Raw genomic sequence first — 12,726 nt, forward strand, 5'->3', positions numbered from 1 at the left:
TCAGGGTCCTGACAGCTACGCGCGTTGACTCTAGGCTGCACTGGCGCAACGACACCGTCGCCCGCCCACACATGTCGCCGGCCGGGCGCTCTCTCAAGGTGCAGGGGACCTCCATGCTCACCGTCAGATCCCGGCGTGCCGTCCTGGCCGCCGTCGCCGCGGCCGGCCTCGTCGGCACCGTGGCCGCGCCGACCGCCGCCCAGGCCGCGGACGCCAAGCGTCAGAAGACCGTCAACCTCCAGCTGCTGGCGATCAACGACTTCCACGGCAACCTGGAGCCCCCGGCCGGCTCCTCCGGCACCGTCCGGGAGATCGACCCGGCGACCGGCCAGGTGGTCAGCACCCCGGCCGGTGGCATCGAGTACCTGGCCACCGCGCTGCGCCAGGCCCGGATCCCGGCCGACGACTCGATCACCGTCGCCGCCGGTGACATCGTCGGTGCCTCGCCGCTGACCTCGGCGCTCTTCCACGACGAGCCGACCATCGAGGCGATGGACAAGCTCGGCCTGGACGTCACGGCCGTCGGCAACCACGAGTTCGACGAGGGCTCCAAGGAGCTGATCCGCCTCCAGGAGGGCGGCTGCCACCCGGTGGACGGCTGCTACGAGGAGGGGCGCAAGTTCAAGGGCGCCAACTTCAACTACCTGGCCGCCAACGTCACCAACGAGAAGACCGGCAAGCCGATCCTGGCCCCGTACTGGGTGACCAAGTCGCAGGGCGTGAAGGTCGGCTTCATCGGCGCCACGCTGGAGGGCACGCCGAACATCGTGACCGCCGAGGGCGTCAAGGGCCTGAAGTTCGGCAACGAGGTCGCCACGATCAACAAGTACGCGGCCGAGCTGAAGAAGCAGGGCGTGAACTCGATCGTCGCCCTGATCCACGAGGGCGGCCTGCCGGCCAGCAGCACCTACAACTACGACTGCGGCACCGCCGGCCAGGGCATCTCCGGCCCGATCGTCGACATCGCCAAGAACCTGGACCCGGCGATCGGCGCCATCGTCACCGGCCACACCCACAACGCCTACGCCTGCACCATCCCCGACCCGCAGGGCGTGCCGCGCTCGGTGACCAGCGCCGCCTCCTTCGGCCGGCTCTACACCGAGATCGACCTGAAGCTCGACAAGACCACGGGCAGCATCGTGCGGCCCTCGGTCAAGGCCGAGAACCACATCGTGCGCCGCACGGTCGAGAAGGCCCCGGACATGACGGCGCTGATCGACCGCTACTCCAAGCTGGCCGCGCCGATCGCCAACCGTCCGCTCGGCTTCATCGCCTCGGACATCAACGGGCGCGGGAACAGCGACCCGGAGAAGCCGCTCGGTGACGTGATCGCCGACGCCCAGCTGGCGGGCCTGGCGCCCGCCGACAAGGGCGGCGCGCAGATCGCCTTCATGAACCCCGGCGGCATCCGCTCCGACCTCGTCTACAAGGCGAGCGGCGCCGAGGGCGACGGCGTGGTGACCTACGGCGAGGCGTTCACCGTCCAGCCGTTCACCAACATGATGCAGGTCAAGACGCTGACCGGTGCCCAGCTGGTCCAGCTGCTCCAGCAGCAGGTGAGCGGGTCCAACGAGGCCGCGCCGAAGATCCTGCAGTCGTCCAAGGGCCTGACCTACACCCTGGACATGCGCAAGACCGGCGTGAACCGGGTCCTGACGGACTCGATCCGACTGAACGGCGCGCCGATCGACCCGGCCGCCAAGTACCGCGTCGCGGCCAACGAGTTCCTGGCCGGTGGCGGCGACGGCTTCCCGGCCTTCGCGGCCGGCACCGACAAGCTGGTCGGCGCCTCCGACCTGGACGTCTTCGCCGCCTACCTCGGTGCCAACAGCTCGGCCGCCGCGCCGCTGAAGGCGCCGGCGCAGGACCGCATCAAGGTCATCGGCCCGGGCAGCGACCTCGACTGACCGTAGCCGACGGGGAACGGGCGGGGCGCTGTCGGGGCGCCCCGCCCGTTTCGCTTTCCGCCCGGGGCCTGGGCCGGTCCGAGCCGGTCGTCCGGCTAGCCGGCCGTCGGGCCGCCGGGCAGCCGGACGGTGGCCAGGGCACCCGGGCCGCCGTCGCGGGCCGGGCCGAGCGACACCTCGCCGCCCGCCTCCCGGACGCTCTGCGCGACGATCGACAGTCCGAGGCCGGAGCCGGGGAGCTGGCGCGAGGACGGGGAGCGCCAGAAGCGGTCGAAGACGTACGGCAGCTCCTCCGGCGGGATGCCGGGGCCGTGGTCGCGGACGGTCAGCACGCCCTCGTGGAGCCGGACGTCGATCGTGCCGCCGGGCGGGCTGTACTTGACCGCGTTGTCCAACAGGTTGATCACGGCGCGTTCCAGCGCGGCGGCGTCGCCGTGGACGAACCAGGGCTCCGTCCCGGTCTCGTAGACCAGCCCGGGACCGCGCAGCTTGGCGCGGGCGAGCGCCCGGTCGACGAGTTCGTGCACCGCGACGACGGCCAGGATCCGGCCAGGTTTGGGGGTGTCGGGCCGGGACAGCTGCAGCAGGTCACCGATCAGGACGGTGAGCTCCTGCATCTGGGCCTTCATGTTGCCGAGCAGCTTGGTCCTGGTGGCGGCGGGGAGCGGCCGGCCGGTGTCGTCACTGCGGATCAGCAGGTCGACGTTGGTGCGCAGTGAGGTGAGCGGGGTGCGCAGCTCGTGCCCGGCGTCGGCGATCAGGCGCGTCTGGCGGTCACGGGAGTTGGCGAGGGCGGTGCTCATCGAGTTGAACGAGGCGGAGAGCCGGGCGATCTCGTCGCTGCCGTGTACGGGGATGGTGCCGCCCACCTCCTCGGTGCGGGCGATGTGCTCGACCACGTCGGTGAGTTGGTCGACGGGCTTGAGCGCGGAGCGGGCGACGAACCGGCCCGCGAGACCGGCGAGGATGATGCCGCCGAGGGCCACGCTGCCGAGGATCAGGGCGAGTTGTTGCAGGGAGTTCTCGACGTTCTCGGTCGAGGAGGCCACCATCACCATCCCGGCCGGATAGCCGGGAATCTCGGACGGGTACCACACGACCCGGACCATGGCCGGTGTGCCGTTGGTGTAGTGACCGTCCCGGATCATCGATTGGCCGGGCTTGAGCTGGAGCACCTTGGCGTCGTCGGTCTGGATCACGATCGCGTTGGTCGACCCGGGGGGCAGGCAGACCAGAGCGGCCGGACCGGTGAAGACGTACTGGGTGTCCCGGGGCGCGGGTCCGCCGGCCGGGGGGTGAGAGCCGGAGTTCTGGGCGTTCTGCGTCTTCTTGAGCGCGGCCTGCGGAGTGGTGGCGCAGTCCGAGGTGCTCGGCAGCATCAGGGGGATCCGGACGCTCTGGAGGTCGCTGCGGACCTGCCCGTACAGCTGCTTCTCCACGATGAACCAGCAGGCGAGCGCCGACAGCGCGATCGCCACCGCCACCGCCGCCGCCGTCAGGAAGGTCAGCCGGCTGCGCAGGGACTGGGCGCGGTACCAGCGGGTGAGGCGCTGCCGCCGCGGGACGCGCGGCGGTACCAGCGGCGGCGGGGGGAAGGTGTGGGTCACGCCGGGGTGCCGGGGGCCGGGCGCAGGGCGTAGCCGACGCCGCGTACGGTCTGGATGATCCGGGGCATCCCGCCCTGCTCGGTCTTGCGGCGCAGGTACATCACGTACACGTCCAGGGAGTTCGAGGAGGGCTCGAAGTCGAAGCCCCAGACCGCCTTGAGGATCTGTTCGCGGGTGAGCACCTGGCGGGGGTGGGAGAGGAACATCTCCAGCAGCATGAACTCGGTGCGGGTCAGCTCGACCGGCTTGCCGGCCCGGGTGACCTCGCGGGTGGCGGTGTTCATCCGGAGGTCGGCGAAGGCCATCACCTCGCTGTCGTCCTCGACGGCCGCGGCGCGGGCGGCGGCCTCGGTGGCGAGGGCGTTGCGGCGGAGCAGGGCGCGGACCCGGGCGAGCAGTTCGTCCAGTTCGAAGGGCTTGGCGAGGTAGTCGTCGGCGCCGACGTCCAAGCCGGTGACCCGGTCGCCGACGGCGTCGCGGGCGGTGAGCATCAGCACCGGGACGGTGTCGCCGCGCGAGCGCATCCGGCGGACGGCGGTGAGGCCGTCCATCCGGGGCATCATGATGTCCAGCAGGACGAGGTCGGGCTTCTCCCGTTCGACGGACTCCAGCGCCTCGTAGCCGTCGGTGGCGGTGGCGACCTCGTAGCCCTCGAAGGCGAGGCTGCTCTCCAGGGCGTCCCGGAGGGCGGGTTCGTCGTCGACCACGAGGAGCCGGGCGGAGGCCGGTCCGGGCTCGGCGGGGGTGCGGTCGTCGGCGGCCGGGGTCATGGGCGATTGCCCTTTCTCATCGTCGGAGAGCCTGCTGGGGGACTGCGGTGACCTGCTGGGCGGGGGAGCCGCTCGGAGTAATTGTCCGTCTAGATGTTCTGCCCGGCCTGCAGCTCGGGCAGCGCCTGCTTGATGTCGTTGATCGGGATGGCGAAGCCGAGGCCGACGCTGCCGGCGGTACCGCCACCGGCCGTGGAGCTGGAGCCGCTCGCCGAGTACATCGCCGAGTTGATGCCGATGACCTGGCCGTTCGCGTTGATCAGCGGGCCGCCGGAGTTGCCGGGGTTGAGCGCGGCGTCGGTCTGGAAGGCCTTGTAGGTGGCGGTCTCGCCGGTGTTCTGCGGGGTGCTGCCGCGCAGGCCGGGCAGGTTGGGGAAGCCGAACCCGCCGTTGCCGCTGGTGGTGCCCTCGTCGACCTGGACGGTGACCTCGCGGTTCTCGGCGCTGATGATGCCCGAGGTGACGGTGCCGGTGAGGCCCTCCGGGTTGCCGATCGCGACGACCGGGTCGCCGACGCCGACGGTGGAGGAGTCGCCGAGGGTGGCGGGGGTGAGGTTCTTGGCGCCGCTCGCGGTGATCACGGCGGCGTCCAGGGACTTGTCGGTGCCGGTGACGGTGGCCCTGGCCGTCGAGCCGTCCTTGAAGGTGACGGTGATCTGACCGCCGTCGGCGGCGCCGGAGACGACGTGGTAGTTGGTGAGGATCCGGCCGTCCTTGTCGAGCACCACGCCGGTACCGGTGGCCGTCCCGTTCGCGGTCTTCACGGTGATCTGGACGACGCTCGGGGAGACGGCCGAGGCGATGGCGGCGACGTCGGCGCTGCCGTCGGAGCGGGCGGCGACCGGGCTGGCGATGGTGCCGGTGCGGGTGGCGGAGCCGTGCTGCTCGGCGGCGACCACACCGCCGGTCACGCCGCCCAGGACGGCGGCGACCGCCGCGACGGCGGTGACCAGCGCGACCCGGCCGCGCAGGAAGCCGCGCCTGGCCCGGCCGCCGTGGCCGCCGTGGGACGCGGGCCCGCCGGCGGCGGGGGGCGCCGGCGGCAGCGGCGGCGCGGCCGGCGGGGGAGGGGGCGGGGTTCCGACCGAGGGGTGGCCGCCGGCCGGGTATCCGGTGGTCGTGCTGCCGAGGACGGTGCCCTGGACGACCGGCCCCCCGGCGGGGTGCGGGTACCCGTACGGGGTGGGGTGCGGGTCGTCGTACTGCTCGTTGCTGCCGTGCTGCTGATCGCTCATGCCGACCAACGTCCGCCCGCCGGATGAGGATCTGATGAGAACGAGGTCAGAAGCCGCCGAGAAGCCCGTTGACTTCTCATAAAGCCTGGTCAGGCCGGGACGGCGCTAGGACGGCCGGGTGTCCTGCGGTTCGCTCGGCCGGCAGCCGCAGGAACGGCGGATGACCAGGCGCGACGGGAATTTCCGGACCCGCTCGGTGTCCGAGCCGGGCACCATCAGGGAGTCGTCGAGCACCAGGTCCACGGCGGCCCTGGCCATCGCGTCGCGGTCGGAGGCGACGGTGGTCAGCGGCGGGTCGGCGAAGGCGGCCTCGGGCACGTCGTCGAAGCCGGCCACCGCGAGGTCCTCCGGTACCCGCAGGCCGAGCTCGCGGGCCGCGCGCAGCACGCCGATCGCCTGGTCGTCGGTGGAGCAGAAGACGGCGGGCGGGCGGTTCGGCGAGCTCAGCAGGCCGAGCGCGACCTCGTAGGCGCCGTAGCGGTGGAAGGGCGCGTCGATCAGGTGCGGTTCGGCGGGCAGGCCGTGGGCGTCCATGGCGCGCTGCCAGCCCTCGACGTGGTCGATGACCGGGTCGCCGGGGGCGGGGGACTCGACCGGGCCGCCGAAACAGGCCACGTACGGGTGACCGTGCTCCTCCAGCAGGTGACGGACGACGGCCTCGGCGCCGGCCACGTCGTCGGTGACCACCGCGACGTCGTCGATCGCCTCGGGCCGGCGGTGGAGCAGCACCACCTTGGCGCCCTCCATCGCGGCGAACTCCTCGGCGGCCCGTTGCGAGGGGCCCTGGCTGACCAGGATCAGGCCGGAGACCCGCATGCCGAGGAAGGCGCGGACGTAGTGCACCTCGCGGTCGTCCACGTAGTCGGAGTTGCCGATGAGGACGAGCTTGCCGCGCTCGGAGGCGGCGCGTTCCACGGCGTGCGCCATCTCGGCGAAGAACGGCTGGCGGGCGTCGGGGACGACCATGCCGATCAGGTTGGTGCGGCGGGAGGCCATCGCCTGGGCGACGCTGTTCGGCCGGTAGCCGAGCTGCTCGATCGCCGCGAGCACCTTCTCCTTGGTCGCGGGCGCGACCGGGCGCGGCCCGTTGTTGATGACGTAGCTGACGACCGCGGTCGAGGTACCAGCCAGCCGGGCTACATCGTCGCGCGTCACTTTGGCCACGGGGGGAGTCTACGCGTGTGGCGTCCGCCGGGGCAGTGGGACCTCGGCGCGATCGGGGTACTCGCAGGACAGTGCGGGGCGAATGCGGACAGGCCGGGCGGGTACTGGCCGCCCGGCCCGCGGTCAGGCCTCCAGCGGGGCCGAGGAGCGCTGGGCGAGGTCCGGCCGCTCGCCCTTGTCCGGCTTCTCCGGGACGACGAAGCGGTAGCCGACGTTGCGCACGGTGCCGATCAGCTGCTCGTTCTCGACGCCGAGCTTGGCGCGCAGCCGTCGTACGTGGACGTCGACGGTCCGGGTGCCGCCGAAGTAGTCGTAGCCCCAGACCTCCTGCAGCAGCTGCGCGCGGGTGAAGACCCGGCCGGGGTGCTGCGCGAGGTACTTGAGCAGCTCGAACTCCTTGAAGGTGAGGTCGAGCACCCGCCCCTTGAGCTTGGCGGAGTAGGTGGCCTCGTCGACCGAGAGGTCGCCGTTGCGGATCTCCATCGGGCTTTCGTCGGCGGAGACCTGGAGGCGGCCGAGGGCGAGCCGCAGCCGGGCCTCGACCTCCGCCGGGCCGGCGGTGTCCAGCAGGACGTCGTCGACGCCCCACTCGGCGGTGACGGCGGCCAGGCCGCCCTCGGTGACCACCAGGATCAGCGGCGAGCCGATGCCGGTGGAGCGCAGCAGCTGGCAGAGGCTGCGGATCTGCGGCAGGTCCCGTCGGCCGTCGACCAGGATGACGTCGGCACTGGGGGTGTCCACCAGGGCGGAGCCCTCGGCGGGCGCCACCCGGACGTTGTGGAGGAGCAGGCCGAGGGCCGGCAGTACCTCCGCGGAGGGTTGCAGGGCGTTGGTGAGGAGGAGCAGAGAACTCATACCCGGTAGTCCCCTTTCCGGGTCGTCGCGGTCGCGTTACGGCTGCCGCCACAGCCGGATGGCGCACGTGCAAGAAGGTGTCGCGCGCAGCGGGCCCCGGGCGGGGGAGCGGCGGGCGACGTGAGGGAGAGCGTGGGGGAGGAGACCAGGCGTTCGCCGGAGGACTCACCGGTGCGCACGGCGGAACGGAGCGTGCGTCGGGGGTCCCGCAACCCCTGATGCACCGTTTCTGCCCTGCTCATCCCGTGAACCTTCCGGTCTGTCCCGTACCGGGCGGCGGCCCGGAGCCGGGTTCCGACACCCCGACCCGGGTCCCGGCACGTCGTTGTGCCGTGAAGGGCGGGGCGGTTCCTGCTCCGCGCCGGGGGTGGGCCGACGATTCGCAAGAACGTCCGTACTGGCGTCCTGAAAGCACAAAAGGATCCGGGGGCGACTCTGCCCGGATCCCTCAGGGGTCGAGGATAGCCGACGCGCTCCCGTACCGGGAGGGCTCGAAAGCGGCGGTTCGGCCAAACCGGACGCTCCCGGAGTGAGCCCGGCCACAGCTTCGCGCCGGGGGTCGGGACGGGTACGGCCAGGGCGATTGCCGGTCGCGCCGGCGAACACGCCATCATGGGACGCACATCGGCGGCACCGTACGCGTACCTCTTTCGAGTGGTGTTCGGCCGCCCCGGTGGGGACCCGCCCGGGGCACCGGGCCCGGGCGAGGACGACGAGAAGGGGTTGCCATGGGCGCGACCACCGAGCCAGCGAGCGCCGCTCGGGTGAGCGGGACGATCCGCTACTGGGCGGCGGCGAAGTCGGAGGCCGGGCTGGCCGAGGAGCCGTACCGGGCGGCGACCCTGGCGGAGGCGCTGGCGGCGGCCAAGGCACGGCACGCCTCCCGGCCGAAGCTCGTCCGGTTGCTCGGCCACTGCTCCTACCTGGTCGACGGTTCTCCCGTCGGCGGCCGTGACCACGCGACGGTGGCTCTGACCGAGGGCGGTACGGTCGAGGTGCTCCCGCCGTTCGCGGGAGGGTGAGCGGCGTGACGGACCCGAACAACGTGAACGGTGGCCCGCAGGGCGTCGGCCCGGGCGGCTGGCCGCAGCCGCAGCCGCAGCCGCAGCCGCAGCCGGCGCAGCCCCCGCAGGGGTACGCCCCCCAGCACCCGCACGCCCCCCAGCAGGGGTACGCGCCGGAGCAGTATCCGCAGCAGGAGCAGCCGGCCCGGCCGTACGCCCCTGGCGCGGGCCGCGCTCCGGGGCAGCCGGACGGCCGCCCGCCGCTCGGCGCGCCCGGCGGGCAGCCGCCGTACGGGCAGCGGCCGCAGCCGTACGGGCAGTACCCGCAGCAGCCGCAGCCGTACGGACGGCAGCCCCAGCAGCCGCAGCCGTACGGACAGCCCCAGCCGTACGGGCAGCAGTCGTACGGACAGCAGCCCTACGGGCAGCCACCCGTGGACGACGCGGCGACGTCGCTGCTCCCGCCGGTCCCTCCGATGGACGACGCGGCGACCACCCTGCTCCCGCCCGTCCCCCCGATGGACGACGCGGCGACCACCCTGCTCCCGCCGGTGGTGGTGTCGGGCGCGCTGCCGACCGCGCCGCCCGCCGGAAGGCCCGCCCCGGCACCCGTGGCGAGCCCCGTCCCGGCACCGGTCCTCGACTCGCCGACCATGACACTCAAGCGTCCGGCGCCCCCCGGTCCGGCCGGCGCCCCCACCGGCCGCCGCCGTGCCGGCCGGACGGGCGGCGCCGTTCCAACGCAGCCCGTGCCCGCCACCGCACCCGGTCCTACCGCACCCGGTCCCGCCGCGCCCGGTCCCCAGGCCGGGCCCGTCCGGACCGGCTCGCCGATCATCGACCCGGGCCTGCGGCCCGCCCTGATCACCGCGGGCGCGGCCGCGCTGCTGGCCGGCGCGGCGGCGATCGGACAGCCGGCGTTGGCGCTGGTCGTCGCGCTGCTCCAGGTGCTGACGGCGGCCGGCTGGTTCCGGCTGAACGGCATGTGGCCGGCCCGCCAGGGCATCGCGCTGGCCGTCCTGGCCGGTCTCACCGCCGACGCGGCGGTGCTGCTGGCCGACTCCGACGGCGGGGCGGCGGCCGTCGTCGGCACCCTCGGCGGGTTCTTCCTGCTCGTCCTGGTGCTCCAGACGTTCCGGCCCTCCGACCCGAAGGAGCGGTTCTACGCGCTCACGGTGCTCGGCTCGGCCACCGTGGTGACGGTGCTCTGCACCGCGCTGCTGCTGGCGGACTGGGTGCCGGCGGCGGTCGGCGCGGTCGCGCTGGCCACCGTCCTGGCCGCCGCGCCGCTGCCCGGCCCGAAGCAGCTGGGCCCGGTGCTCGGCCTGCTGGCGGCCGTGGTGCTCGGCCTGGTCGTCGGTGCCCCGTTGGCTCTGGGCGCCCTGGCGGGGCTGGGCGCGCTGGTCGGCCGCCGGGTCGCGGCGTACGACTTCCCGTCCAGGTTCGTGCACATGACGGCGGGCGTGGCCCTGCCGCTGGCGGTGGCCTCGCCGCTGATCTGGATCGCCACCCGGCTGCTGGCCGGCTGAGTCCCGGCGGCACCCCCGCGACGCCCCGCCCCGGAACCATGTTCCGGGGCGGGGCGTCGTACGGTCGTGCGAGCGCGGTCGCGGCGCCGGCCGCCCGGACGGCACGCGCGGGGACCGGAACGGGCCGGACCGACGAACACCGACGAAGACCGGGCAAGAGAACGACGCGTACGACGACAGCGGCAGGCGACGACGGGGGAGAGCGATGCGCGGTTGGCTGAAGGCGACGATCGGCCTGGTGGTGCTGTCCGGCCTCCTGGTGGGCGCCGACCGGATCGCCGTGGGCCTGGCCGAGGACCAGGTCGCCGAGCAGTTGGTGAAGAGCGGCCGGATGAGCCAGCGACCGGACGTGTCGATCGGCGACGTCCCGTTCCTCACGGACCTGCTGTCGAAGGAGGTGGGCGACCTCCGGATCTCCGCCGACGGGCTGACCGTCGGTGACGGCACCCACCAGGTGGCGCTGCACTCCTTCAAGGCCCGGCTGTCGGGCGTCGCGGTGAGCAACAGCCTGACGAGCGCCAAGGTGGCCAAGGGCAGCGGCAGCGGCTTGATCTCCTACCCGGACCTCGCCCAGCTGCTGCCGCCCGCGTCCGAGATGGTGCCCAGTGCCGGCCGGCTGCCGGTGGGGGCCAACGCCCGGCTGAGCCTGTCGTACGGCGGTCCGGGGAAGATCAAGGCGGCGCTGGGCCCGCTCACGGTCGGTGAGGGTTCGGTGCACAGCCAGGGGAACACCGTCACGGCGGACGGGTTCCAGCTCAGCGGGGTGGCCGCGATGGTGGCCGGCCTGACCAGCCAGAAGGTCGATCCGGTCAGTTTCACCCTCGACCAGCTGCCGGCCGGGCTGAAGCTGTCCGGGGTGACGCCGCAGGAGGAGGGCCTCCAGCTGTCCTTCCAGGGCGACGGGGTGACCCTGATCGGCTGATCCCCGGCACCCGGGAGCAGCCGATCAGGGTCACCGGCGCGGCTGCCCCGACTGTTCCGCTCCGCGAGACGCGCTGTCCAGCGCCGGCCGCGGAGCGGTGTGCTGTCCCCCCTCCGGGCTCCCCGTGGGGAGCCCTCGACGCCCGTTGGCCGGTTCCCGCCCACCATGAGATCGTCAAATCTCGCTATATGAGCTATCAAGTCTCACCATTCGATACGCTGATGACAGCGGGCACCCCGTGTCCCTAGCATCGTTGACATGAAGCGACAGACGGACCTCACGAAGCGGCGGGCGGTAGACCTGTGCCGCGTGGCCGCCTGTCTGTGTCGAATGCGCTAACTCGGCGTCTTTGCAGGGCAGTTCCTGCCCGCAGCCGATTCTCCCGGTGACCTGGCCCGGTATCCGGTGCCGGCCGTCCCCGCTGCACACCGCAGACCTTCGCTCGGAACAGCGCGCCATCCTCGTTCGTCCCATCATTCGGACATCGATTCGGAACGGCCGTCGAAGAGCACCCGCAGCAGCACCTTCCGCAAACCGCCCTCGGATGGAGAACATCACCATGAGCCGCAGCGACGTCCTGGTCGACGCCGACTGGGTCCAGGCCCGCCTGGACGACCCGAAGGTTGTCATCGTCGAGGTCGACGAGGACACCTCCGCGTACGACAAGAACCACATCCGCAACGCCGTCCGGATCGACTGGAAGACCGACCTCCAGGACCCGGTCCGCCGCGACTTCATCGACCAGGCCGGCTTCGAGGCGCTGCTCAGCGCCAAGGGCATCGCCAACGACGACACCGTCGTCCTCTACGGCGGCAACAACAACTGGTTCGCCTCGTACGCCTACTGGTACTTCAAGCTGTACGGCCACGGCGATGTCCGCCTGCTGGACGGTGGCCGCAAGAAGTGGGAGCTGGACTCCCGCGACCTGGTCTCCGAGGTGCCGGCCCGCGCCGCGACCGAGTACCGGGCGCAGGCCGTCGACTCCTCGATCCGCGCCTTCCGCGACGACGTGCTCGCCGCCATCGGCAACCTCAACCTGGTCGACGTCCGCTCGCCCGACGAGTTCTCCGGCAAGCTGCTCGCCCCGGCCCACCTCCCGCAGGAGCAGTCGCAGCGTCCCGGCCACGTGCCGAGCGCCCGCAACATCCCGTGGGCGAAGAACGCCAACGACGACGGCACCTTCAAGAGCGACGACGAGCTCAAGGCCCTGTACGAGGCCGAGGGCATCGACCTGGCGAAGGACACCATCGCCTACTGCCGCATCGGTGAGCGCTCCGCGCTCACCTGGTTCGTGCTGCACGAGCTGCTCGGCCAGGAGAACGTCAAGAACTACGACGGTTCGTGGACCGAGTACGGCAGCCTGGTCGGCGTGCCGATCGAGCTCGGCAACTGAGCCACCGGCTCGACCCGTAAGTCAGAAGGAGACAAGACATGTGCGGTGCGAAGGCCGGCGGCCCGGACCTGGCAGGAGTTGACGTGGCGAACGAGACGATCATCCAGGGTTCCGTGACCCGAGACGGCGAGCCGGTCAACGGCTATGTCCGACTGCTCGACGAGGGCGGCGAGTTCACGGCCGAGGTGCCCACCTCGGCGACCGGCCAGTTCCGGTTCTTCGCCCGCCCGGGCAAGTGGACCCTGCGTGCGCTGGTCCCGGGCCAGACCGTGGACCGCCAGGTGGTCGCCTCCCAGGGCAACCTGACCGAGGTCGCCATCGCGGTCTGAGCGCGCTGACG

General features: G+C 72.5%; 12 protein-coding genes. 7 read left to right on the forward strand and 5 right to left on the reverse strand.

What is annotated here, in order from left to right:
* Window positions 1–113 precede the first annotated feature (113 nt).
* The gene (locus ACFXHB_RS19835) at window positions 114–1,907 is read left to right on the forward strand and encodes a bifunctional metallophosphatase/5'-nucleotidase (protein WP_380575810.1); all 1,794 of its coding nucleotides are present in this window, start codon (window positions 114–116) and stop codon (window positions 1,905–1,907) included.
* 95 nt (window positions 1,908–2,002) lie between these two features.
* On the opposite strand, the gene ACFXHB_RS19840 is transcribed toward ACFXHB_RS19835, so the two are convergent.
* The 5 genes from ACFXHB_RS19840 to ACFXHB_RS19860 all read right to left on the reverse strand — a co-directional run bounded on the left by ACFXHB_RS19840 (window position 2,003) and on the right by ACFXHB_RS19860 (window position 7,538).
* Window positions 2,003–3,514 carry a sensor histidine kinase gene (locus ACFXHB_RS19840; protein WP_380575812.1) on the reverse strand — a complete coding sequence of 504 codons (1,512 nt, stop codon included), beginning with the start codon at window positions 3,512–3,514 and terminating at the stop codon, window positions 2,003–2,005.
* Window positions 3,511–4,284, reverse strand: coding sequence for a response regulator transcription factor (locus ACFXHB_RS19845; RefSeq protein WP_380575814.1), 774 nt, complete (start codon window positions 4,282–4,284; stop codon window positions 3,511–3,513). The genes ACFXHB_RS19840 and ACFXHB_RS19845 overlap by 4 nt, the downstream gene beginning before the upstream one ends.
* 89 nt (window positions 4,285–4,373) lie before the next feature.
* Window positions 4,374–5,519: a S1C family serine protease gene (locus tag ACFXHB_RS19850; protein ID WP_380575816.1), complete on the reverse strand. Its 1,146-nt coding sequence runs from the start codon at window positions 5,517–5,519 to the stop codon at window positions 4,374–4,376.
* A 105-nt stretch (window positions 5,520–5,624) separates the two neighbouring features.
* Complete coding sequence (locus ACFXHB_RS19855; RefSeq protein ID WP_380575818.1) at window positions 5,625–6,683, reverse strand: LacI family DNA-binding transcriptional regulator; 1,059 nt, start codon at window positions 6,681–6,683, stop codon at window positions 5,625–5,627.
* A gap of 123 nt (window positions 6,684–6,806) precedes the next feature.
* Window positions 6,807–7,538 carry a response regulator transcription factor gene (locus tag ACFXHB_RS19860; RefSeq protein WP_380575820.1) on the reverse strand — a complete coding sequence of 244 codons (732 nt, stop codon included), beginning with the start codon at window positions 7,536–7,538 and terminating at the stop codon, window positions 6,807–6,809.
* Between the two features lie 728 nt (window positions 7,539–8,266).
* Here ACFXHB_RS19860 and ACFXHB_RS19865 point away from each other — a divergent pair.
* The 6 genes from ACFXHB_RS19865 (at window position 8,267) to ACFXHB_RS19890 (ending at window position 12,715) form a co-directional block, all read left to right on the forward strand.
* Window positions 8,267–8,560, forward strand: coding sequence for a MoaD/ThiS family protein (locus ACFXHB_RS19865; RefSeq protein ID WP_380575822.1), 294 nt, complete (start codon window positions 8,267–8,269; stop codon window positions 8,558–8,560).
* Between the two features lie 5 nt (window positions 8,561–8,565).
* Entirely contained in the window at window positions 8,566–10,071 is a 1,506-nt protein-coding gene (locus ACFXHB_RS19870; RefSeq protein ID WP_380575824.1) for a hypothetical protein, read from the forward strand.
* 205 nt (window positions 10,072–10,276) lie between these two features.
* On the forward strand, window positions 10,277–10,993 hold the full coding sequence (locus ACFXHB_RS19875) for a DUF2993 domain-containing protein (protein ID WP_380575826.1): 717 nt from the start codon (window positions 10,277–10,279) through the stop codon (window positions 10,991–10,993).
* 258 nt (window positions 10,994–11,251) lie between these two features.
* Window positions 11,252–11,332 carry an Ms5788A family Cys-rich leader peptide gene (locus ACFXHB_RS19880; protein ID WP_350517234.1) on the forward strand — a complete coding sequence of 27 codons (81 nt, stop codon included), beginning with the start codon at window positions 11,252–11,254 and terminating at the stop codon, window positions 11,330–11,332.
* Window positions 11,333–11,552: 220 nt separating this feature from the next.
* Window positions 11,553–12,386 carry a sulfurtransferase gene (locus tag ACFXHB_RS19885; protein ID WP_380575828.1) on the forward strand — a complete coding sequence of 278 codons (834 nt, stop codon included), beginning with the start codon at window positions 11,553–11,555 and terminating at the stop codon, window positions 12,384–12,386.
* Window positions 12,387–12,424: 38 nt separating this feature from the next.
* Window positions 12,425–12,715 carry a DUF1416 domain-containing protein gene (locus ACFXHB_RS19890; protein WP_093861460.1) on the forward strand — a complete coding sequence of 97 codons (291 nt, stop codon included), beginning with the start codon at window positions 12,425–12,427 and terminating at the stop codon, window positions 12,713–12,715.
* The last annotated feature ends 11 nt before the right edge of the window (window positions 12,716–12,726 follow it).

Source organism: Kitasatospora sp. NPDC059327, from assembly GCF_042752535.1.
Classification (GTDB): Bacteria; Actinomycetota; Actinomycetes; order Streptomycetales; family Streptomycetaceae; genus Kitasatospora.

What these genes read in the sequence shown, in the direction of transcription:
- ACFXHB_RS19860 (WP_380575820.1), bottom strand. Translation starts at nt 7,538, where the DNA reads ATGAGTTCTCTGCTCCTCCTCACCAACGCCCTGCAACCCTCCGCGGAG.
- ACFXHB_RS19850 (WP_380575816.1), bottom strand. Translation starts at nt 5,519, where the DNA reads ATGAGCGATCAGCAGCACGGCAGCAACGAGCAGTACGACGACCCGCAC.
- ACFXHB_RS19885 (WP_380575828.1), top strand. Translation starts at nt 11,553, where the DNA reads ATGAGCCGCAGCGACGTCCTGGTCGACGCCGACTGGGTCCAGGCCCGC.
- ACFXHB_RS19890 (WP_093861460.1), top strand. Translation starts at nt 12,425, where the DNA reads ATGTGCGGTGCGAAGGCCGGCGGCCCGGACCTGGCAGGAGTTGACGTG.
- ACFXHB_RS19875 (WP_380575826.1), top strand. Translation starts at nt 10,277, where the DNA reads ATGCGCGGTTGGCTGAAGGCGACGATCGGCCTGGTGGTGCTGTCCGGC.
- ACFXHB_RS19835 (WP_380575810.1), top strand. Translation starts at nt 114, where the DNA reads ATGCTCACCGTCAGATCCCGGCGTGCCGTCCTGGCCGCCGTCGCCGCG.
- ACFXHB_RS19865 (WP_380575822.1), top strand. Translation starts at nt 8,267, where the DNA reads ATGGGCGCGACCACCGAGCCAGCGAGCGCCGCTCGGGTGAGCGGGACG.
- ACFXHB_RS19880 (WP_350517234.1), top strand. Translation starts at nt 11,252, where the DNA reads ATGAAGCGACAGACGGACCTCACGAAGCGGCGGGCGGTAGACCTGTGC.
- ACFXHB_RS19845 (WP_380575814.1), bottom strand. Translation starts at nt 4,284, where the DNA reads ATGACCCCGGCCGCCGACGACCGCACCCCCGCCGAGCCCGGACCGGCC.